Origin of the sequence: Sphingosinicella sp. LHD-64, from assembly GCF_031157375.1 — a bacterium.
In the GTDB taxonomy this organism is placed as follows: Bacteria; Pseudomonadota; Alphaproteobacteria; order Sphingomonadales; family Sphingomonadaceae; genus Allosphingosinicella.
Genome location: NZ_JAVIFV010000003.1, coordinates 454,334 through 475,793, shown reverse-complemented (window position 1 = coordinate 475,793; position 21,460 = coordinate 454,334). Strand labels below are relative to the sequence as shown.

Below are 21,460 nucleotides of genomic sequence, written 5' to 3'. Positions count from 1 at the left end.
TGGCCGACCGAGCCGGAGTGCCTGCCTTGCGCTGGCTGGGCCGGTCTCTTGTGGGCTGAGTTATGCAACGCCTTACTTTCCGGACACGGGGTTAAGCCGACAGGCGCGCGTTAGAAGCGCGCGCCGAGCGTGAAGCCGATGGTGCGCGGCCGGATCGACGAGGCGAAGGCCAGCGGCACGTCGTTGCCGCCCACCACTGGCGGAATCTGCCGCGGATAGCCGCTCGTGCTGACCAGCCCGCGCGAATTGGTGAGGTTGCGGACATAGGCGGTGACCGAGAAATGCTCGAAATCGACGCCGGCGCGCAGGTCGACGGTCGTATAGCCGTCGAGCTCCGGGCGCCGTCCGAACACGGCGCGGTAGTCGGGATCGAAGCCGCCGGTCTGATCGCTCACCAGCCGGACATTGCCGCCGACGAAGGCGCGGGTCGAGCCCGAGAGCGTCCATTCATAGTCCGTGGAGAGGCTCATCGAGAATTCGGGCGTGTAGGGCAGCTTGTCGCCCCTGAGGCCGCCGACCAGATTGAGCGCGCCGTCCTCCGGCGTGGTGTCGTCCCGCAGCTCGGCGTCGGTATAGGCGAGGTTGAGGACCGCGGTGAGGCCGCGCATCGGGCGCAGCGTCGCGGTCGCCTCGGCGCCGAGGCTGCGCGCCCGCCGGCCGTTGCCGTTGGTGCCGAAGGCGGTGCCGGTGTCCGGATCGATGAACACCGTGTTGATCAGGATATTCTTCCAGTCGAGGTAGAAGAGCGATGCGTCGAAGGCGAAGGTCCGGTCCTCCGTCTCGCCGCGCAGGCCGATCTCGTAGCTGACCAGGGTGTCGGCCCGGAATGTGGCCGGAAAATCGGCCGGCGCGCCGGGCGGCACCGCATTCGGCCCGCCGGGGCGATAGCCCTTGGCGACGCGCGCATAGAGCGAGGTGCGCTCGTTGATCTCGAAGCGCGGCGCGACCGACCAGGTGAAGACGCTTTCGGACGAGTCGCCGGTGATCGTCTCGTCCCCGCCGAAGATCGAGGTGAACTGCACCGAATCCTGGCTGTTGTGGCTGTAGCGGCCGCCCGCCGTAACCTCGAAGCGCGGCGAGATGTGCCAGGTCGCGCTCGCGAAGCCGGCAACCTCCTCATAGTTGGAATCGAGAGTGACGAAGACGATCTCGGGCACCGTCACGCCGGGCGCAAGCGTGACTTCGGTCGGGAGCAGTGCCTGCGTCGCCAGATCGAAGGGCTGGAAGCGCTGGAACAGCAGCGCGTTCTCGCGGGTGTAATAGGCGCCGACCAGCCATTCGATCGTGCCGGAATCGGGCGAGGCGAGACGCACCTCCTGGGTGAACTTGTCGGTGTCGATGTCGGCCTGGAAGGCGAGGCCGACCGTCCCCGGTGCCGTCGGTGCGACGAACGCGTTGACCAGATCCCGTTCGGCGGTGTTGCTGAAATCGGTGATCGACCGCTGGTCGAGCGTGGCATAGCTGGTGACCGAGGTCAGCGTCGCGAAGCCGAGATCCCAGTCGAGCGTGCCGCTGTAGAGCCGGTAGTCGAAATCGTTGAACTCGGCGATCCGCTCGAAGCGCGTCCGCTCGTCGCTGGCGAGACCGGTCAGCGCATTGACCGGCTCGAGCGTCGCAGGATCGACCTCGTAGGTGGAGGGCGAATCGGTGCGGATATTCTGCGCCATCGCGAACAGCCGGACCGAGAAATTGTCGGTCGGCTCGAACAGCACCGAGACGCGGCCGCCATAGCTGTCGGACCGGTTGACGTCCTCGCCCGACCGGCCGACCGTGTCGACATAGCCGGCATTGCGCCGATAGAAGCCGCTCGCCCGGATCGCGAGCATGTCGGTGACCGGCAGGTTGACCAGCGCGTTGCCTGACCAGCCGGTGCCGCCGTCGTCGACGAACTCGACCCCGGCCTGCCCGCGCGCCTCGAACCGGTCGAAGGCGGGCGCGGCGGTCACGAACTTGAGCGTGCCGCCGAGCGAGTTGGCGCCGTAGAGCGTCCCCTGCGGCCCGCGCAGCACCTCGATCCGCGCGACGTCGAACGTGTCGAAGTCGCCGGCGAGCTCGCCGGCATTGGAGAGGCTGCCGCTCGATCCGAACGGCACATCGTCGACGTAGATCGACACGGTCGAGGCGACCGATCCGGTGTTGATGCCGCGCAGGATGACGCGCGATTCACCGGGATTGTCCTGGGTGATGCTGAGGCCGGGGACGAGCTGGGCATAATCGAGGAAGCTCGTCGCCTGCTGCCGCTCCAGCGTCTCGCCGCCGACCACGGAGACCGACTGGGGCACTTCGAGCAGGGTCTGGGTGCGTCGCTGCGCGGTGACGATGATCTCGTTCTGGTCGGTATCGGCCGCCGCCAGCTGGGTGTCCTGCGCCGCGGCGGGCATGGCGACGCCGAGCGCCAGCAAGCCTGCCGATGCTGCCAAGGTGGCGCGCCGCGCGCCCGTGGTCCTGGTCATTTCCTTCGTCCTTCCCCTCATCACGCGCCGCTTTGCGGTCGCGTCCAGACGGCGCCCAGCAGGCGCCTGAAATTGCCGCCGAGGATGAGCGCGATGTGCGCGTCGCTGTGGCCGCGCCGGATCAGCTCCTCGGTGAGATCGTAGATTTTGCGCGGGTGATCGAAGCCATCGATGTCGATCTTCTCGCGGAAGGCGTAGGACCGATCGTAGGAGGCCTTGAGCTGCCGGTACTGATCGGGCGGCATGTCGTCATAGCCGTTGAGATCGGCGTCGGAGCCGATGCCGACATGCTCGATGCCGGCCAGCCGGATCACATGCTCGATATGATCCACCATATGGCCGACATTGGTGGGGTCGCGGTCGCGGATGAACATGCGCACGCCGGTGATCCCCATTACCCCGCCCTTGGCGGCGAGTGCGCGGATTGCATCATCGGTCTTATTGCGCGGGTGGTTGCATAGCGCACGGCAGTTGGAATGGGTGAAGGCGATCGGCCCGGTCGAAAGTTCGATCGCGTCCAGCGTTGTGCGGTCGCCACTATGCGAGACGTCGACCAGCATGCCGGCCTGGTTCATCGCCCGGACGATCTCGGTGCCGAAGGTGCTGACGCCGCCGTCGACGCGGTCGGTGCTGCCGGAGCCGATCAGGTTCTGGTTGTTGTAGGTGAGCTGGGCGCAGCGCAGGCCGAGGCCGTGGAAGAAGGCGACGTCCTCGACCGCATCGAACGGCGCGTTCTGGAAGCCCATGATCATCGCGACGCGGCGGTCGCGCTTGGCCCGGTCGAGATCCTCGGCGGTATCGACCAGCTGGAACAGCCCGGGCTGGCGGCCGGCGAAGCCCTGCTGGGCAGCGAGGAAGGTCAGGGCGTCGTCGCGGCCGATAAGCCCGACAGCATTGTGGATCGCATTGATGCCCGAGGCGCGGAACTCGGCCACCGCCGCTTCGGACAGCGGCCGGCTATAGGCTTCGGGGCGGAAGTCGAGCCTGGGGATCGCCAGCATGTCGATGACGAGCGAGCGCTCGACGAGGCCCATCGCGCGGGCGGAATAGGTCCGCTCCTCAGCCCCCGCCATCGCATAGCGGCCGATGTTGATCATCGGGAAGGCGCAGGCACCCAGGGCGGCCGCGCTTTTCAGCATGTTGCGACGGCTGAGGCCCGTGCGACTCACCCTCATCCCCTTCCGGCCTATATTTTCTGATCGGGACACTAATGTCCTATTTGGAGATTTGTCAAATCGATTGGGCCAAGTCGCCCTCTTTCGGGCCGTCAGCCGACGGCCGGGCGGAATTGGCGTCGTCCGCGCCGGCAACGATGCGGCGCGCCGGCCGGTCGAGCAGGATCAGGAACCCGGCCGCGGCCGTCGCGATGACGGCCAGCATGGTGAAGAAGGGCGCGGGCCCCATCCCGCTCCATAAGGTGCCGACCAGGCCCGCGGTGAGGCTGCCGGTGAAGATGGCGAGATACCAGGCGGCCACCGTCGTCGCGCCGAAGCGCGGCGGGGCCAGGCGGGCGAACAGGCCGAGCCCGTTGGGCAGGATGTAGAGCTCGCCCAGGGTGAAGACGACAAAGAAGGCAGCGAGCCACAGCCAGCTCGCCTGGCCGTCGCCCGCCAGCGCAGCGGCGAGGGCGAGCAGCAGATAGGCGGCTGCGACGATGAGCGCGCCGATCGCCATCTTCTGCAGCGGCGAATGCTCGCGCTCCGCCTCAGCCTTGCGCTTCCAGCGGGCGAGCAGGAAGGGGGTCATCAGCATGACGAGCAGCGGATTGAGCGACATGAACCATGTCATCGGGATGGTGAGCCCCGCCACCGCCCGGTCGACGCCGCTTCCCGCCCAGAAGGCGACGGTGTTGCCGATCTGCTCATAGGCGCCGCGGAACACGGTGACGGCGAGGCCGATCGCGAGCAGCAGCAGGATCACGTCGCGGCGGCCGCTGCCGCGGCTCGCCCGCACGACCTCCGGCTCGGCGCGCGGCGGCTCGGGCGGCAGATATTTCGCGCCGGCGAGATAGATGGCGAGCCCGGCGAGCATGCCGATGCCGGCCGCGCCGAAGCCCCAGTGCCAGCCATAGAACTCGCCCAGGATCCCGCAGATCAGGGGCGCGAGGAAGCCGCCGATGTTCACGCCGACATAATAGACGTTGTAGGCCCAGGGCCGGCGCGGATCGCCGGCCCGGTAGAGGTCGTTGATCTGGCTCGGCAGGGTGGGCAGGAACAGGCCGTTGCCGAGCGCGATCGTCGCCAGCGCGAGGTAGAAGGCCGGCTCGAACGCCATGAGGAAATGGCCGGCCGCCATGACGCTCGCGCCGATGATCACGGCGCGCTTCTTGCCCAGCCAGCGATCGGCGATCGTGCCGCCGACGATCGGGGTGAAATAGGCGAAGGCCGTGTAGAGGCCGTAGATGAACGACGACGTCTCCTGCGCGATCAGGAGCTCGCGGGTCATGTAGTAGACGAGCAACGCCCGCATGCCGAAATAGGAGAATTGCTCCCACATGTTCGTGAGGAACAGGATGGTGAGGCCCTTGGGCTGCCCGAACCAGGTCGGCGCCGGGGCCGTGCTCACGCGACGAGCCTCCCGCCGCCGCCCCACACGCCTTCGCCGCACGTGATGAAGCCGTCGCGATAGACGACGGCCGGCTGCCGGTCCTCGGTCAGGAAGGTCGGCCCGTCGAGATCGACATAGTCGCAGAGCTGCCCGAGCAGATAGGCCGGGGCCATGGCAAGGCTGGTGCCGACCATGTTGCCGACCATCACCTGAAGGCCCAGCCGGCGCGCCTCGGCCGCCATGGCGAGGCCCTCGGTCAGGCCGCCGCACTTGTCGAGCTTGATGTTGACCACGTCGAAGCGGCCGACCAGCCCGGGCACGTCGGCGAGGCTGAGCGCGCTTTCGTCGGCGGCGATCGGGACCGGCGAGGCATAGCCCTCCAGATCGGCCTCGCGTCCGCGCGCCAGCGGCTGCTCGAGCAGCGCGACGCGGTGCTCGACGAGCGCCTCGACCAGCCGGTCGAGATCGCGCCGTGCGAACCCCTGGTTGGCGTCGACCCCGAGCCAGACGTCCGTACGGGCGGTGCGCACCGCCTCGATCCGCCCGAGGTCCGCCTCGATCTCGCCGGTGAGCTTCAGCTTGATCGCCCGCGCATCGGCATAGCGCCGGGCGCCGGCCGCGACCGTCTCGGGATCGTCGGCGCCGAGCGTGAAGGTGGTGACGAGCGGCTTCGGCGCCTCGAGGCCGGCCAGTGCCCAGACTGGCACCCCGCGCTGGGCCGCCTCCAGCTCCCAGAGCGCGCAATCGAGCGCGTTGCGGGCGCCGCCCGGCGGCAGCAGGGCCTGAAGGTCATGGCGGCTTGCGCCACCCTCGATCGCCGTTCGGCAGGACTCGATCCCGGCCAGCATGTGCGGCGCGTCATCGCTGACATAATAGACGCCGGAGGCCTCGCCGCGGCCCGAACGAGGGCCGTCGCGGATGGTGACGACGACGACATCGGAATGCTCGAAGACATAGCCGGAGATGCGGAAGGGGACGGTGAGGCGGAGCTGCTCCGTCCTCACCGTCAGGGTGCGTGTGGTCATCAGTAGTTCGCGCCCAGGCTCAAGAGGTTGAAGGCGAAGCCGATCCAGACGATGATGAAGGCGGCGAAGACCAGCGCGAGGCTCCAGACCTTCGCCTTCCAGCCGCGATTGCCGCGCCAGATCAGCCAGGCATCCCACAGCATCACCGCGAGGCCGCCCAGGAAAGCGACGAAGCTCAGGCTCTGCAGGACGTAGATGATCGGATCGAAGCCGGGGCTGAGATTGTTGAAGTCGCCCATCATCGTGATGAGCGTGACCGCCCATCCGATCAGCACCAGCAGGATCAGCCAAGCCGCGCCGCGGACCAGCCGGTAGCTCGTGAGGTCGCGCTTCTCGAGCGCCAGCGTCGCCCCGAACCTGCGGCGGACCAGCGCACGGACCGGCCAGAACAATGCGGTCAGGAAGAGGATGGCGAGGCTGACCAGCAGCGCCGGCACCAGCCAGGCCGAGGACAGGTACCAGGGGGTCCGATCGAACACCATGAAGGGGGCGATCGTATCGACGCTGAAGCGGACGACCCGGCCATTCTCCACCTGGGCCGCGAGCCGTTCATGGCTGTTGAGGTCGCGCCAGACGAACGGCTGGACCTCGACCCAGGTGCGCGGCTGGCCGTTGAGGCCGTTCAGGAAGGGCACGACCGGCCGCCCCTCCGCATCGACGCTCGTCTTCACTTGGCCGAACAGGTCGAGGATGTTCATGAAGCTGGTGAAGGCGCCGCGCGAGTTGGTCCAGGTGCCGGCGAGCAGCTCGGCGTGCTGGCGCGCGGTCGCCGCGTCGACGCGGCGCGTGTCGGCCGGCGCGGGGAAATAGCGATCGGCGAACTCCTCGACGATCGCGCTCCTGAGACCGTGGACGGCGCCCTCGCGGCCGCCCGAATTGAACGACACGAAGATGCCGACATCGTCGTCGGGGAAGAGCTGGAGATCGGAGTGGAAGCCGATCGTGTCGCCGCCGTGGCCGATCCCCTGATGGCCGTTGATGTCGGTCTCGTAGAAGCCGAGCATCATCCGGTTGAGCGGCCCGACGCCGCGCGCCGCGGTCGTGTGCATCAGCCGCGCCGTTTCCGGCCGCAGCAGCGGTTGCCCGCCATTGAGATGCGCGATCATGAAGCGCGCCATGTCGGCACCGGTGGCCGACAGCGAGCCGGCGGGGCGCGCCCCGACATGTTCGAAGCCGACCGGCTCGCCCGAGGCCAGCTGATAGCCGGTCGCCATCATCGGCCTGAGGCGCGGCGGCAACGGCTGGCGGAAGGTCGAGTTCGCCATGCCGAGCGGCGCGAAGATGTGGCGCTCGACATAGGTGTCGAACGGTTCGCCCGAGACCCGCTGGACGATATAGCCGGCGAGGCTCGTCGCGTAGTTCGAATAAGCGGGCGTCGTGCCCGACGCGAAGACGCGGTGCGGGATCCACTCCTTGAGCAGGTCCTCATAGGGAGACGCGCCGGAGTCGCGGGTCGAGATCAGGCCCTTGATCGCCTCCTCGAAGCCCGCCGTGTGGGTCATGATGTTGCGCAGGGTGATCGGCCGGCCCTCGTAGGGCGGGATCTCGAAATCGAGATAGCGGTTCACGTCCGCGTCGAGATCGAGCCGGCCCTGCTCGACCTGCTGCATGACCGCGGTCCAGGTGAAGAGCTTGGAGACCGAGCCCGGGCGGAACAGGGTCCGCGCCGGATCGACCGGCGTGCGCCGTGCGACGTCGGCGAAACCGTAGCCGCGCTGGGCGATCACCTGGCCGTTGTGCACGATCACCACGACGCCGCCGGCAATGTCGCCGCTCGCCAGCGCATAGGGGATGAAGCCGTCGAGCCAGGCATTCACGTCCTGCGGTGTGAGTTGCGGCTGGCCGGCAGCTGCCGGAGTCGGCGCGGAGGTGGCCGGCGTCTCCGCTGTCGGCCGAGTCGGCGCCGGCGCGAGCGGATTCGGTTGCTGCGCGACGGCGGCGAGTCCCGCCAGCGCCAGCACCCCGGCGGCCAGTCCCTTGAGGTAATGCATGCCTCTTCCCCTTGGCTTCGAGCCGGCGCGGGCGTTTGCCTCTCGCGACGTGACCGGCTAAAGTTGCTATGGCGATCTTGTTTGATCCCAAACAGGACATAATGTCCTAATTGGAAAATTGTCAACGCGGGGATTTGTGGCACGTTCCGATCTGGACAAAGGCGGTCAGCCGACGCTGGGCCAGCTGCTGAGGAGCCTGAGGGCACACAATGGCTGGACGCTGAAGGAGATGAGCGACCGCAGTGGCATACCGGTCTCGACCCTGTCCAAGGTCGAGCACGACCGGCTGACCCTGACCTACGATAAGCTCCAGCAACTGAGCCAGCGGCTCGGCATGCGCATGTCGGAGTTGTTCGCTGAGGACGAGGACAGCGGCCAGGCGCCGGTCACGGCGCGCCGCAGCATCGGCCGCCTCGACAAGGCGATCCAGGTCACGACGCCCAATTACGACTATCACTATCTCTGCCCGGAGCTGCGCCGCAAGCGCATGATCCCGGTGCTCACCAGCATCCGCGCCAAGACCGTCGAGGAGTTCGGCGATCTCGTCCGCCACACGGGCGAGGAATATATCTACGTGCTGGAAGGGCGGATCGCGGTTCACACCGAGTTCTACGATCCGGTCGTGCTCGACGCCGGGGAATCGATCTACATCGATTCCCAGATGGGCCACGCCTATGTCGTCGCCGAGGGCTGCGAGGAGGCGACCGTGCTGGGTGTCTGCTCGAGCGCGGACGAAGGCCTGATGGATTCGCTGCTGAACCTGCACGGCCCCGAACCCGACAAGGGATGATTCGGGGGTCGATCGGGGCCGATCAGCAGCAGCGTCCTCCGCCCCTGGCGCCGTAGCGGGCCTGCTCCCGGTCCCGGAAGAATTCGACCCTGGTCATCGGCGCGCGCTCCGGATGATGCGCGGCCATGTGCGCGAGATAGGCCCCATAGTCCGGCTGGCCGACCATCAGCCGGGCGGTCGCGCGCAGCCTGTCGAGCAGGGCCTTCATTCGGCCGGCACCATTTCGGGCGCGATCTCGCGCGTGGTGACCTTCTCCGCGCGACGGGCGGCGAGGCAGGTGCGGATGGTGAAGGCGAGGATCGAGAGGACGACGGCGAGGAACAGCGCGCACAGGCCCGCATCGACCCAGTCGTTGAAGATGATCCGCTCCATCTGGGCCATCGAGGTGGCGGGCGCGAGCACCTCGCCGCGCGCCGCGGCCTCGGAGAATCTGCGGGCATGGGCGACGAAGCTGACCGCGGGATCGGCCGAGACCAGCTTCAGCGCGCCGGCGGTCACGGTGCAGACGAGCAGCCAGGCGGTGGGGACGATCGTCACCCAGGCGAAGCGGTCCTGCTTCATGCGGAACAGTACGGCGGTCGCGAGCATCAGCGCGACGGCCGCGAGCATCTGGTTGGAGATGCCGAACACCGGCCAGAGCGTGTTGACCCCGCCGAGCGGGTCGGTGACCCCCTGGTAGAGGAAGAAGCCCCAGGCGCCGACGCACAGGGCGGTCGCGATCGCGCCGGCGACATGCGAGTTGGTCGCGCGGAAGGCCGGGACGGCGAGGCCGATCAGGTCCTGCAGCATGAAGCGGCCCGCGCGTGTGCCGGCGTCGACCGCGGTCAGGATGAACAGGGCCTCGAACAGGATCGCGAAATGGTACCAGAACGCCTTCCAGGCCGGGCCGCCGACGACATGGCTGAAGATCTCGGCCATCGCGACGGCGAGCGTCGGGGCGCCGCCGGTGCGCGAGATGATCGTGGATTCGCCGACGTCCCGCGCGGTCTGCGCGAGGAATTCGGGCGAGACCGGGAAGCCCATCGCGGTCACGGCGGCGGCCGCGGTCACCGGATCGCCGCCGGTCAGCGCGGCGGGGCTGTTCATCGCGAAGTAGAGGCCGGGATCGAGGATCGAGGCGCCGACCAGCGCCATGATCGCGACGAACGCCTCCATCAGCATGCCGCCATAGCCGATCACCGGCGCGTCCATCTCGTTGGCGATCAGCTTGGGCGTCGTCCCGCTCGCGATCAGCGAGTGGAAGCCGGACACCGCGCCGCAGGCGATGGTGATGAACAGGAAGGGGAAGAGCGCGCCCGACCAGACCGGCCCGCCGCCGTCGACGAACTGGGTGAGCGCCGGCATCCGGAGCGGCGGCGCCATGATGACGATGCCGATCGCCAGCGCGACGATCGCGCCGATCTTGAGGAAGGTCGAGAGATAGTCGCGCGGCGCGAGCAGCAGCCAGACCGGCAGCACGGAAGCGACCGCGCCATAGGCGACGAGGATCCAGCACAGCTGCAGCGGCGTGAAGGTGAAGAGCGGCCCCCAGAAGGGCGAGGCGGCGACCTGCTGGCCGTAGACGATGGCGAGGATGAGGCCGACGAAGCCGAGCAGCGAGACCTCGCCGATCCGGCCGGGGCGGATCCAGCGGGTATAGGCGCCCATCGCCATCGCGAGCGGCACCGTCGCTGCCACGGTGAACATGCCCCAGGGGCTCTCGGCCAGGGCGCGCACGACGATCAAGGCGAGAACGGCGAGGATGATCACCATGATCATGAAGGCGCCGATCAGCGCGATCGTGCCCGCGACGGCGCCCATCTCCATGCGCACGAGCTCGCCCAGGGACCGGCCGTCGCGCCGCATCGAGATGAACAGGACCATGAAGTCCTGTACGGCGCCGGCGATCACGACGCCGGCGATGATCCACAAGGTGCCGGGCAGATAGCCCATCTGAGCGGCGAGCACGGGCCCCACCAGCGGCCCCGCTCCGGCGATCGCCGCGAAATGGTGGCCGAACAGGACCCGCTTGTCGGTCGCGACATAGTCGAGCCCGTCGGCGCGGTAGATCGCCGGCGTCGGCCGCGCCGGATCGAGGTGCATCACGTTGCGGGCGATGTAGAGCGCATAATAGCGGTAGGCGACGAGGAAGCTGCATGCCGCCGCGACCACGATCCACAATGCGTTGATCGGCTCCCCGCGCGAGACCGCGACCACCGACAGGGCCAGGCCGCCGACGATGGCCATCGCGATCCACGGAACATGTTTCATCGGGTGCGCTCTCCTCCGCCGGACATAGCCTCACGCCGCGACCGACATCAATGACTGGAGATCGGCCGGAGGCCAGGTTCCGCTACTGGCCCGGGACGAGGCCGAGCGGCACGCGCCGCAGCCAGCGCGCGAGCATCAGCACCGAGACGATCGCGAGGCCCGTCGCGAGGCCGGCCCAGATGCCGACCCCCTGCCAGCCCAGCCCGAAGCCGAAGGCGACCGCGGTGCCGAAGCCGCCGACCCAGTAGCCGACCAGCGCGAAGGCCATCGGCACCTTGGTGTCGTGCAGCCCGCGCAGCATGCCCGCGCCGACCGCTTGGGCGCCGTCGAAGATCTGGAACAGCGCCGCGACGGCGAGGAAGGAAACGGCGAGCGGGATGACCGGGGCGTTGCGGGGATCGCTCATGTCCGCGAAGACCGCGACGAGCTGGTGGGGCGCGATCCACATGACCACCGCCATCATCGCCATGAAGCCGGTGGCGAGCACGAAGCTCGTCCAGCCGGCGCGGGCGATGCCGGCCGGATCGCCGCGGCCGAGCTGGTGGCTCACCCGGACGGTCACCGCCTGGGCGAGGCCCATCGGCACCATGAAGGAGAGGCTGGCGATCTGGATCGCGATCTGGTGGGCGGCGAGGCTCGCGGCGCCGATCAGGCCCATCAGGAAGACCGCCGAGTTGAACACGCCGACCTCCAGCGCCAGCGTCATCGCGATCGGCGTGCCGAGCCGCCAGAACGCGCGGAAGCGCGGCCAGTCCGGCCGCCAGAAGCGGCCGAACAGGTGATAGCGGCGAAAGCGCTTGTGGCGGCCGATGATGAAGGCGAGGGCGAGGAACTCGAGCGTTACCGTGATCGAGCTGCCGGTGCCCGCTCCGGCGAGGCCGTAGGCGGGTAGGCCGATCGAAGGCACGCCGTAGATCAGGCAGGTGTTGATCACCGCGTTCACCGCCACCGCGCCGGCGGCGACGGCGAGCGACCAGAGCGGCCGCTCCAGCGCGGCGAGGAAGTTGCGCAGGACGAGGTAGAGGAAGGCCGGCAGCAGCGCCCACATCAGGTGGCGCACGAAGACCTGCGCCTCCCCGGCCAGCACAGGGTCCTGGCCGATGAACATGAGGATGGCCTTCGCGTTCCAGAGGAACGCCCACATCGGCAGGACGAGCAGCACCGCCGACCACATCGCCTGGCGGACGGTGCGCCGCACGTCGCGCACGCTGTTGAAGCGGCGCCCCCGCTCGCGCGCGATCATCGGCGCGGCCGCGGTCATCAGGCCCATGCCGAAGACCAGGCAGAAGACGTAGAGGTTGACCCCCAAAGCCGCCGCCGCGAGCGTCTCCGGGCCGACATGGCCGAGCAGCATGACGTCGGTCGCGTGGATCAGCGACTGGGCGAGGTTGGTGAGCACCAGCGGATAGGCGAGCAGCAGCGTCGCGCGCGCTTCGGCGCGCCAGAGCCCGGCGGCAGGGGTGCGCGGCTGATGCATGGCCCGCGCATAGGCGAACCCGGAGGCGGGCGTAAGGGGTGTCGCGAACCCCGGCTAGACGCGCACGCGGCCCCGTGCCTCGACCATGTCCTGCCGGTTGGACTCGAAGTCGCCGGCGTCGTGGCGTTCGCGCAACTGGGTGTCGGGCGTGCCCGACGTGCGGTTCACCATGCGACCGCGCTGGACCGCCGGGCGGCTCCAGAGCTGCGCGGTCCAGCGCCGCAGGTTCGGATAGTCCTGCACCGAGAGGAATTCCTGCGCGCCATAGGCGTCGCGCATCAGGCCGCCATACCAGGGCCAGATCGCCATGTCGGCGATGGTATAGTCATCGCCGACCATGAACTGGTTCTTCGCCAGATGGGTGTCGAGCACGTGAAGCTGCCGCTTCGTCTCCATCGCGTAGCGGCTGATCGGATATTCCATCTTGAACGGGGCATAAGTGAAGAAGTGGCCGAAGCCGCCGCCGACGAACGGCGCCGAGCCCATCTGCCACATCAGCCAGTTCATCGTCTCGGCGCGCTTGTAATGCTCGGTCGGCAGGAAGGCGCCGAACTTCTCGGCGAGATAGAAGAGGATCGAGCCGCTCTCGAACAGGCGCGTCGGCGGGTCGGTCGAGCGGTCGAGCAGGGCCGGGATCCTGGAATTGGGATTGATCTCGACGAAGCCGCTGGCGAACTGGTCGCCCTCGCCGATCTCGATCAGCCAGGCGTCATATTCGGCGCCCGAATGGCCGAGCGCGAGCAGGTCCTCGAGCAGGATCGTGACCTTGACGCCGTTCGGCGTGCCCATCGAGTAGAGCTGGAGCGGGTGCGTGCCGACCGGGAGAGCCTTCTCGTGGGTGGCGCCGGAGACGGGCCGGTTGATGTTGGCGAACTGGCCGCCGCTCGGGCTGTCCCAAGTCCACACCCTTGGCGGAACATAGCCCGGCGGCTGGTTGGCGGGGGCGTCTTCGGTGTCGGCCATGGCAGGTCTCCGGTCGGGGGACAGCGACGTAGGAATCGCTCGGCGCATTCGCCAGACCCCGGGGGGAGTCGCGGCTTTTCACCGGGTGTCTGCCGGGCCTTCGAACTGGTCGCGAAAACGGGGCGGGACGGCTCGGCTACCGTAGTGGTCCGATGCCGTCTGTCACACGAATCGGCCTAGCGTCGCCGTGGGCGGGGACCAACGGCCGCGCTGCCGGAAGGGCGGGCGGCGAGCGGAGGAACGTTCATGCCCGTCCGGATCGGCCCCGAATTCGTCATCAACACCGGCAACCTCGTCGGGCCCCAGACCCAGCCCGACATTGCCGGCACGCCCGAAGGCGGCTTCGTCGTCGCCTGGCGCAGTCAGTTCCGCCCGAACGAGGAAACCGGGTTCGGCATCGAGATCCAGGCGCGCGCCATCCTCCCCGGCCAGGCGCTCGCCGACGAATTCACGGTGAACACGATCACCCAGGATCAGCAGTGGAGCCCGACCGTTGCCGCGCGCCCGGACGGCAGCTTCGCCATCTCCTATTCAAGCGGCGAGGAGAATCAGCTCCCCGGTACGTCGGTGAACACCCAGTATCTCGATGCGAACGGCGTCCGGACCGGCCCCGAACATCTCACCGATTACGACTATTATCACTGGAACCCGGAAAGCGCCTCCTTCGCCGACGGCAGCGTGGTCACGGTGTGGAGCGGCGAATATGTCGGCGAGGGCGAGGTCCGCTCGCCTGACGGCAGCTCGGTCCGCGCGGCCTTCGACTTCGGCTATGAAGGCATGCCCGGCGCCAAGGGCCTCGCTGTCCTCTCCGACACCAGCTTCGTCGTCGCCTGGCACGGCTATCGCAGCGAGGAGGAGGCGTTCGGGGGCGCGGAGGCGGCCTTCTACGGCCAGATCATGCAGAAGAACGGCCTCGGCGGCACGATCTTCGAGATCGGCGAGGGCGCGGGCGGGCGGCCCGATCCCACCATCACCCGCCTCTCCAACGGCAATTTCGTCGTGGTCTGGACGGAAGGCGCGTTCGGCGAGGATGCATTCAACGATCCCGGCGCCGACGTGAAGGCGCGCCTCTTCGCGCCGGACGGCGCCGCGCTCGGCGAAGCCTTCACCGTCCACGACCAGATCGCCGCCGATCAACACAATGCCGACATCGCCGCCTTGTCGGACGGCCGCTTCGTCGTGGTCTGGCAGAACGGCGCCGAGGATCCGGAGGGGCTGCAGCCGCTGATCACGATCCGCGCCCAGGTGTTCGACGCGGCCGGCGGCCGGATCGGCGAGGAATTCCAGGTCCATGCCGATTCGCCCTATTTCTCGATCGATCCCAGCGTCGCGAGCCTCGGCGGCGACCGGTTCGCCATCGCCTGGAACGCCGACGAGGGCCAGGACGGCCTCGACGGCGGCATCAAGGTCCAGCTCTTCGCGGTCGACGAGATGCCGGAAGGCCAGACGATCAACGGCACCGGCGCGAGCGAGACGCTCACCGGCGGGTTCGGCGATGACCTGATCCGCGCCGGTGCAGGCGCCGATACCGTCTATGGGGGGTTCGGCGACGATCGCCTCTGGGGCGACAAGGGGGAGGATGCGCTTTACGGCGGCGTCGGCGACGACCGGCTGATCGGCGGCTGGCAGGGCGACAGCCTGTGGGGCGAGCTCGGCAACGACATCCTGTATGGCGACCTGACTGCGATCGCCGCCGGCAGCCGCGGCGCGAACGACCGGCTGTTCGGTGGCGAGGGCGACGATATCCTCTACGGCGACGCGGAGATGATCCTGGCGGGCGGGACCGGCGGCAACGACGTCCTGACCGGCGGCGACGGCGACGACCGGATATATGGCGATGGGGCGGTCGGCGCGGGGCGCGGCGGCAACGACACGATCGACGGCGGCCTCGGCTTCGACGAGCTCTGGGGGGGCGGCGGCAACGACCGCTTCGTGTTCAAGGGGCTCACCTATGCGGACGTGATCCACGATTTCGGCCAGGAAGAGGGTGACAACGACCTGCTCGACCTTCGCCAGACCGAGGCGGCGTTCCAGGGCAATCTCGACATCCGCTACGTAGGCGACGACTGCATCGTCGATTTCGGCAGCGGCCAGGTCACATTGATCGGCGTCACCTTTCTTGCACCTTCGGACTATCTGATCTGAGCGAGCTGTTTGGTGGATTGAGTAAGTTGATTTTACATAAAAGTCCTAATGAAATAACAAATTATATATGATCATTTAAATAGACAAAGTAAGATACGGTAATAACCGCAATCGAATTGACTCAGAATAGCCTGTCCCTAGAAAGGTCGCGTCGAGTCATTGGTCGATCAAAACAAATACCAGTGATCTCGGCGTGACTGTAGCAAAGCCTAGGGAGTAAATCTCATGACGAAGCAAGCTACCGACCTCACCACCCAGTGGCGTTCACAGGCGGACGAAACCAGCCCGGCCGGTCCGCTGTTCGCCGGCGGCGCACTGACGATGGGCGACATCGTCAACGATGCCCGCGCGCTGACGGTCCAGTGCGGCACGATCTGCACGGGCTCGGCTTGCTGCGATTGCTGCTGATTTGACCGAAGCGTCAGACGCAGACGCAGAAAGCTTTCAAGCCTCGCTGGGTTGCCTGACCGCGCCGGCCAAGGCGCGGCTGGCAGCCCAGCTTTCGCGCCTTCCCAATCTCGGGGCGGGCGAAGCCGATGCCGTCCTGGCCGGCTGGAGCGTCGCGCTCGATCGATCGCTGCTCCGCAAGCTCACCCGGCTGCTGCTGGTCGAACTCAATGCGGCACGGGTCGAGGGGCGGCTACAGGGTGACAGCCCCGAAGCCCGCTGGCGGCATTTTCTCGATCTCACGGCCCGGCCGGCCTTTTGGTCGGACCTTGGAAGACATTATCCAGCTCTCTCGCGACGAATCGCGCGGGTCATGGACAATCATGCGGGCGCGGCGCTGGATTTCGCGCGCCGCTGGACCGCGGATCGCGATCGGCTCGCGCCACTGTGCGGCGGTGATCCGGGCACGCTGACGGAGCTTCGCTTCGGTGCCGGCGACACGCATGGTGGCGGGCATACCGTCGCGATCGCCCACTGCGCGCGGGGCCGGATCGTCTACAAGCCGCGCTCGGTCGCGATCGATGTGGCGCTCGCCGGCTTCATCGATTGGCTGCGGCAGGACGTCGGCCGGACGCTGCCGATCCATGTGCCGCGTGTGACCCCCGGCGACGGCTATGGCTGGGCCGAATTCGTGCCCCATGTCCATGCCGCCGATGCGGCTGAGCTTGCGCGCTTCTATGTCGGCATCGGGCAGTGGCTGGCGCTGATGCGGCTGCTCGGCGGCAGCGATCTCCACGCCGAAAATCTGATCGCCCATGGCGCGCGGCCATCGGTCATCGATTGCGAAACCTTGTTCACGCCCCGGATCGATCCGTTTCCGTCCGGTTACGGCGACGCCACCGACATCGCCATCCAGTTCGTGCGCGGGACCGTGCTCGCCATCGGGCTGCTGCCGAGCCGCGGTCAGGGGCTGGTGTGGCGCGGGGTCGATGCGTCGGGAATCGGCGCTCTGCCCGGCCAGCAGCCGATGATGACGATCCCCACGATCATCGGCGCCGGCACCGATGAGGCCCGGCTGGGCGAGCGCCAGGTCGAGGCTCCGGCCGCGCAGAACCATCCGGCGCCCCGACCGGTCCTGGCCGACCATTGGCCGGACGTGCTGGCCGGTTTCGACGAGATGTCGGCCCTGCTGCGGCGGCTCGACGGGCGCGGCGTGCTGCGGAGCGCCCTCGGCCGATTCGAATCCTGCCGCGTCCGCGCCGTGCTGCGCAACACCGAAGTCTATGCCCAGATCCTGCGCATGCTCTGGCATCCGGTATCGCTGAACGATGAAACGAAAGCTCGGGAAACGGCCCACGATCTGCTTGCCCGCATGGCCGGCAACGTCTCCACCGCGCCGGGCGATCCGGCCGTGATCGCTGCGGAGATCGAGGACATGCTCGCCGGCGACGTGCCCTATTTCTCTGCCATTGCCGACGAAGGCCGGTTCGACGGGCCGGGCGGAACGACGTGGGGCGAGTCGGCAAATCTCGTCGATGCCGCATGGCAGGACTGGCGCGGTGCCGACCTCACGCTGGAGCGCAACTATGTGCGGTCGGCCCTGGTCTGCGCCTATGTCAGCGACGGCTGGAGTTCTGCCGGCGAGCGGCGCTGGCCGGACGTGGTGCGCAGCAGCGATCTCGATGCCCGCCGGCGCGCGCAGGCGGCGGCGATCGCCGGGCGCTTCGTGGAGACCGCGATCCGCGGGCATGACGGCACCGTGACCTGGATCGCCCCTATGCTGACGCCGGCCGGCTGGTCGGTCCAACCGCTCGATCCCGACCTTTATGGCGGTATTTCGGGCGTCGCCCTTCTCGCCGCCGCCTATTGCCGGGAAACGGACGCGGGCCGGGCCGATCCCGTCGCCGGCATCGCGCCGCTGCGTGATGCCCTGCTTCGCACGCTCGATCTCGCCGAGGCGAAGCAGGCGGAGCTGACGGGCCGCGGCCCGGAAATGCGGCCGCCCGCACCTGGCGCCTATATGGGGCTTGCCGGTCAGGTCTGGGTGCGGCTCGTGCTCGACTGCCTCGGTGTGGACGGCCAGGTTTCGCGCGCCGCCGCGATGGCGCGCCGGATACCCCAGACACTAACCAACGACGACGCACCGGACGTCCTCTCCGGGCCGGCGGGGGCGATCCCGCCGCTGCTTCTGCTGGCCGAGCGGACCGGCGATGCAGACTTCGTGGCGATCGCCGCCGAACTGGGCGATCGTCTGTGCCGGCAGGCGGATCTGCGGGGCGCGACCGTGCGATGGACGCATCGCGACTGGCCGGAAGGGCTGGGCGGATTCGCGCATGGCGTGAGCGGCGTCGGCTGGGCGCTCGCGCGGCTCGCCCATGTGACCGGGGACGAGCGCCATCGCCGGACCGCGGCCGCCGCGCTGGCCTTCGAGGACTCGCTGTTCGATCAGGAGGAGCAGAACTGGATCGACCTGCGCGGGCTCGGCCCCAGGTCCGCTGCCGCGTGGTGTCATGGCGCGGTCGGCATCGGCCTTGCCCGGCTCGATCTCGATCCGGACCTGGCGGATCCGGGGACACGGCTGGCGCTGCGGCGGGCCGCCGCAGCGACCCTTCGGATGGGGCTGGGCTGGAACCATTGCGCCTGCCATGGCGACGTCGGCGCGTGGGAATTGCTCGATCATGCCATTCGACTCGGCGAAGGGCCGCCAGGCATGTCGCGTGCAGGCCTCGAGGCCGCGATCGTGACCGGGCTCGAGGATCACGGCCCGAGCTGCGGCATGCTGCGCGACGCGTTCGTGCCGGGCCTGCTCGGCGGCCTCGGGGGAATCGCCTACCAGCTGCTGCGCTTCCACGCCGAATGCGATCTCCCCTCCTTCCTCGTGCCCGGCGACGGCCTCGCACGGGTCGGGAGCCGGTTTGAAAGATCCGTCGTTTCTGCTGCAATGCACGCCTGAACCGCGCTTCGGAGCACAATGGCGACCCGCCCTTCCGTCCGGGGCGACGACGCCGTAATCGCATTTCGGCGCGTGGGTGCGGACAAGGAGGCCGACGATGGAAACATGGAAGTTGGGCAAGAGTGGCTTGGCGACTCCGTCCCTCGTGCTTGGCGGCAATGTGTTCGGCTACACGCTGAAGGGAGCGGAGGCGTTCGCGGTTCTGGACCGGTTTGCCGCAGGCGGCGGAACGATGGTCGACACCGCCGACGTCTATTCGAAATGGGTGCCGGGTCATGTCGGCGGGGAATCCGAGACCGTGCTCGGCGAATGGATCACGCGCCATGGCGGCGCCGGCAAGCTCGCCGTCGCCACCAAGGTCGGGTGGGATGCGGGTCTCTCCGCGCAGCAGATCGAGACCGCGGTGGAAGGCTCGCTGCGGCGGCTGGGGATCGAGGCGATCGACCTCTATTATGCGCACAAGGACGATCCCGAGACCCCGCTCGAGGAGTCGCTCGCGGCGTTCGACCGGCTGGTGAAGGGCGGCAAGGTCAAGGCGCTCGGCGCCTCCAATTATTCGGCCGAGCGACTGGCCGAGGCGCTGGCGGTGTCGGAGCGCGAGGGCTTCGCCCCCTTCACCGTGCTGCAGCCGGAATACAATCTGATCGCGCGCGCCGGCTTCGAAGGAGCGCTGCAGGCACTCTGCGTCGAGCGGGGCCTCGGCGTGCTGCCCTATTTCGGCCTCGCCTCCGGCTTTCTCACCGGCAAATATCGCTCGGAAGCCGATTTCACGAAGAGCCCGCGCGGACAGGGCATGGCGCGCTATCTGAACGACAAGGGCCGTACGGTGCTGGCCGCGCTCGATGACGTTGCGGCCGAGACGGACGTGACGCCGGCGCAAGTGGCGCTGGCCTGGCTCGCCGCCCAGCCCGGTGTCACCGCCCCGATTGCAAGCGCGACGAGCATCGCGCAGCTCGAGGAGCTGCTGGGCGTCATGACGCTCGAGCTGGACGACAGCCAGGTCGAGAGGCTGAACGCGGCCTCGGCCTGAACGCGAAGGATCGAACGCGGACCGGCGTTAGGAGTGCGACACCCTCGCTCCGGAGAACCCGTATGCGCATCCCCCTTTTGATCTCCCTGTCGGTCCTGTTCGTCGCCGGCACGCCGGCCCCTGGTCAGGACCGATCCGAGCGGATCGCCGAGGCGGCGGCGACGCGGCCGTTCGTGAGTCCGGCGGGGCAGGTGTTCCGGCCTGACGGCGAGAGCGCCCGGCCGGCCGAGCGCTGGTTCGCCGCGGCGGACGCGAATGGCGACGGCGTGCTCGATCTCGCCGAGTTCGGCGCCGATTTCGAACGGGCTTTTGCCGAACTCGACCGGGACGGCGATGGCGAGATCGACCCGGAGGATGTCCAGCACTACGAGCAGGTGACCCTGCCGGAGATGGCGACCAGCCCGGGTCGCGCGATGCAGGGGCGGGGCGGCGGCCGGCTCGGCCGGCGGCTGGCCCAGCGCCGCGGCAATGGCGAACGGGCGCAGGCGGCACGGGCCATGCTGCAGGGCGCGGCCCGCTTCAGCCTGTTGTCGATCGCCCATCCGGTCATGGACGCGGATGCGGACTTCAACCGGGGTGTCAGCCGTGCCGAATTCGCGGCGGCGGCCGATCGCCGCTTCGCGATGCTCGATGCCGCGCGCGACGGCCGCCTCGTCCTCGCCGACATGATCGCGGCGCGCCGGGAGGCGCTGCGCGGCCTCATGCCGAATCGGCGGGGCGAAAGTTGAGTGCGTCGGGCGGCGCCAATGGTGCGTTCGTCGAACGAGACTGGGCAGGCACGCGAGGCCCGGGCTAGATTGGCGCAATGACTCGCCGGCTTCTTCTTGCCTTCCTGCTGCTCGCCGCCTGCGGCCAGAGCAGCGCCGGGACGGCGGATGCGGCCGCACAAGGCCAGCCCGCGCGAACCGAACGCGCCATTTTCGCCGGCGGCTGCTTCTGGTCGACCGAGCGCGACATGGAGGCGGTGCCGGGCGTGATCTCGGCGGTGTCGGGACTGACCGGGGGGCGGACCGCGAATCCGACCTACGAGCAGTCGCTCCGCACCGATACCGGCCATCGCGAGGCGGTGCTGGTCACCTACGATCCGGCGCGAATCTCCTATGCCGAGCTCGTCCGCCGTTTCCTGAGGACGATCGATCCGACCGATGCGGAGGGGCAGTTCTGCGACCGGGGCCCAGGCTATCGCACCGCCGTGTTCGCGATGAACCCGATCCAGCGGCGCGAGGCCATGGCCGCGATCACCGAGGCCAACCGCGCGCTCGGCGGACGGGTGGTGACGCCGGTGATCAATTCGGGTCGCTTCTATCCGGCGGGACCCGAGCATCAGGATTATGCACGGCGCAATTCCGAGCGCTACGATCGCTATCGCACCGGCTGCCGCAAGGACGCACGGCTGCGCGAAGTCTGGGGCGACCAGGCGGCCGGACACTGATTTCACCGCCGGGATGA

Annotated in this window: 16 protein-coding genes; 7 read left to right on the top strand and 9 right to left on the bottom strand. The window is 68.4% G+C overall.

The window, feature by feature from the left end:
* Positions 1-110: 110 nt before the first annotated feature.
* The 5 genes from RCO27_RS10205 to RCO27_RS10185 all read right to left on the bottom strand — a co-directional run bounded on the left by RCO27_RS10205 (position 111) and on the right by RCO27_RS10185 (position 8,016).
* A complete protein-coding gene (locus RCO27_RS10205; RefSeq protein ID WP_309002573.1) occupies positions 111-2,453 on the bottom strand; it encodes a TonB-dependent receptor in 2,343 nt (780 codons plus the stop codon).
* A gap of 20 nt (positions 2,454-2,473) precedes the next feature.
* A complete protein-coding gene (locus tag RCO27_RS10200; RefSeq protein WP_309002572.1) occupies positions 2,474-3,622 on the bottom strand; it encodes a membrane dipeptidase in 1,149 nt (382 codons plus the stop codon).
* A 61-nt stretch (positions 3,623-3,683) separates the two neighbouring features.
* On the bottom strand, positions 3,684-5,018 hold the full coding sequence (locus tag RCO27_RS10195) for a peptide MFS transporter (protein WP_309002571.1): 1,335 nt from the start codon (positions 5,016-5,018) through the stop codon (positions 3,684-3,686).
* Positions 5,015-6,025 carry a dipeptide epimerase gene (locus RCO27_RS10190; RefSeq protein ID WP_309002570.1) on the bottom strand — a complete coding sequence of 337 codons (1,011 nt, stop codon included), beginning with the start codon at positions 6,023-6,025 and terminating at the stop codon, positions 5,015-5,017. Before RCO27_RS10190 ends, RCO27_RS10195 begins: the two co-directional genes overlap by 4 nt.
* Positions 6,025-8,016 (bottom strand): serine hydrolase domain-containing protein, encoded by a 1,992-nt coding sequence (locus RCO27_RS10185; protein ID WP_309002569.1) that lies wholly within the window; start codon positions 8,014-8,016, stop codon positions 6,025-6,027. Before RCO27_RS10185 ends, RCO27_RS10190 begins: the two co-directional genes overlap by 1 nt.
* Before the next feature lie 136 nt (positions 8,017-8,152).
* Between RCO27_RS10185 and RCO27_RS10180 the strand changes: the two genes are divergently transcribed.
* Positions 8,153-8,806, top strand: a complete 654-nt coding sequence (locus tag RCO27_RS10180; protein WP_309002568.1) for an XRE family transcriptional regulator — start codon at positions 8,153-8,155, stop codon at positions 8,804-8,806.
* 22 nt (positions 8,807-8,828) lie between these two features.
* Here RCO27_RS10180 and RCO27_RS10175 read toward each other — a convergent pair whose 3' ends face one another.
* The 4 genes from RCO27_RS10175 to yghU all read right to left on the bottom strand — a co-directional run bounded on the left by RCO27_RS10175 (position 8,829) and on the right by yghU (position 13,496).
* Positions 8,829-9,014, bottom strand: a complete 186-nt coding sequence (locus RCO27_RS10175) for a YbdD/YjiX family protein (RefSeq protein WP_309002567.1) — start codon at positions 9,012-9,014, stop codon at positions 8,829-8,831.
* Positions 9,011-11,056 (bottom strand): carbon starvation CstA family protein, encoded by a 2,046-nt coding sequence (locus RCO27_RS10170; protein ID WP_309002566.1) that lies wholly within the window; start codon positions 11,054-11,056, stop codon positions 9,011-9,013. Before RCO27_RS10170 ends, RCO27_RS10175 begins: the two co-directional genes overlap by 4 nt.
* An 82-nt stretch (positions 11,057-11,138) precedes the next feature.
* Entirely contained in the window at positions 11,139-12,533 is a 1,395-nt protein-coding gene (locus RCO27_RS10165; protein WP_309002565.1) for an MATE family efflux transporter, read from the bottom strand.
* Positions 12,534-12,587: 54 nt separating this feature from the next.
* Positions 12,588-13,496 (bottom strand): glutathione-dependent disulfide-bond oxidoreductase, encoded by a 909-nt coding sequence (gene yghU, locus RCO27_RS10160; protein ID WP_309002564.1) that lies wholly within the window; start codon positions 13,494-13,496, stop codon positions 12,588-12,590.
* 246 nt (positions 13,497-13,742) lie between these two features.
* On the opposite strand from yghU, the gene RCO27_RS10155 reads away from it, so the two are divergent.
* The 6 genes from RCO27_RS10155 to msrA all read left to right on the top strand — a co-directional run bounded on the left by RCO27_RS10155 (position 13,743) and on the right by msrA (position 21,443).
* Positions 13,743-15,641, top strand: coding sequence for a calcium-binding protein (locus RCO27_RS10155; RefSeq protein ID WP_309002563.1), 1,899 nt, complete (start codon positions 13,743-13,745; stop codon positions 15,639-15,641).
* A 225-nt stretch (positions 15,642-15,866) separates the two neighbouring features.
* On the top strand, positions 15,867-16,049 hold the full coding sequence (locus RCO27_RS10150) for a DUF6229 family protein (protein WP_309002562.1): 183 nt from the start codon (positions 15,867-15,869) through the stop codon (positions 16,047-16,049).
* Position 16,050: 1 nt separating this feature from the next.
* The gene (locus RCO27_RS10145; protein ID WP_309002561.1) at positions 16,051-18,981 is read left to right on the top strand and encodes a type 2 lanthipeptide synthetase LanM family protein; all 2,931 of its coding nucleotides are present in this window, start codon (positions 16,051-16,053) and stop codon (positions 18,979-18,981) included.
* A gap of 97 nt (positions 18,982-19,078) precedes the next feature.
* Complete coding sequence (locus RCO27_RS10140) at positions 19,079-20,011, top strand: aldo/keto reductase (protein WP_309002560.1); 933 nt, start codon at positions 19,079-19,081, stop codon at positions 20,009-20,011.
* A 62-nt stretch (positions 20,012-20,073) separates the two neighbouring features.
* Positions 20,074-20,739 carry an EF-hand domain-containing protein gene (locus RCO27_RS10135; protein ID WP_309002559.1) on the top strand — a complete coding sequence of 222 codons (666 nt, stop codon included), beginning with the start codon at positions 20,074-20,076 and terminating at the stop codon, positions 20,737-20,739.
* Positions 20,740-20,816: 77 nt separating this feature from the next.
* On the top strand, positions 20,817-21,443 hold the full coding sequence (gene msrA, locus RCO27_RS10130; RefSeq protein WP_309002558.1) for a peptide-methionine (S)-S-oxide reductase MsrA: 627 nt from the start codon (positions 20,817-20,819) through the stop codon (positions 21,441-21,443).
* The last annotated feature ends 17 nt before the right edge of the window (positions 21,444-21,460 follow it).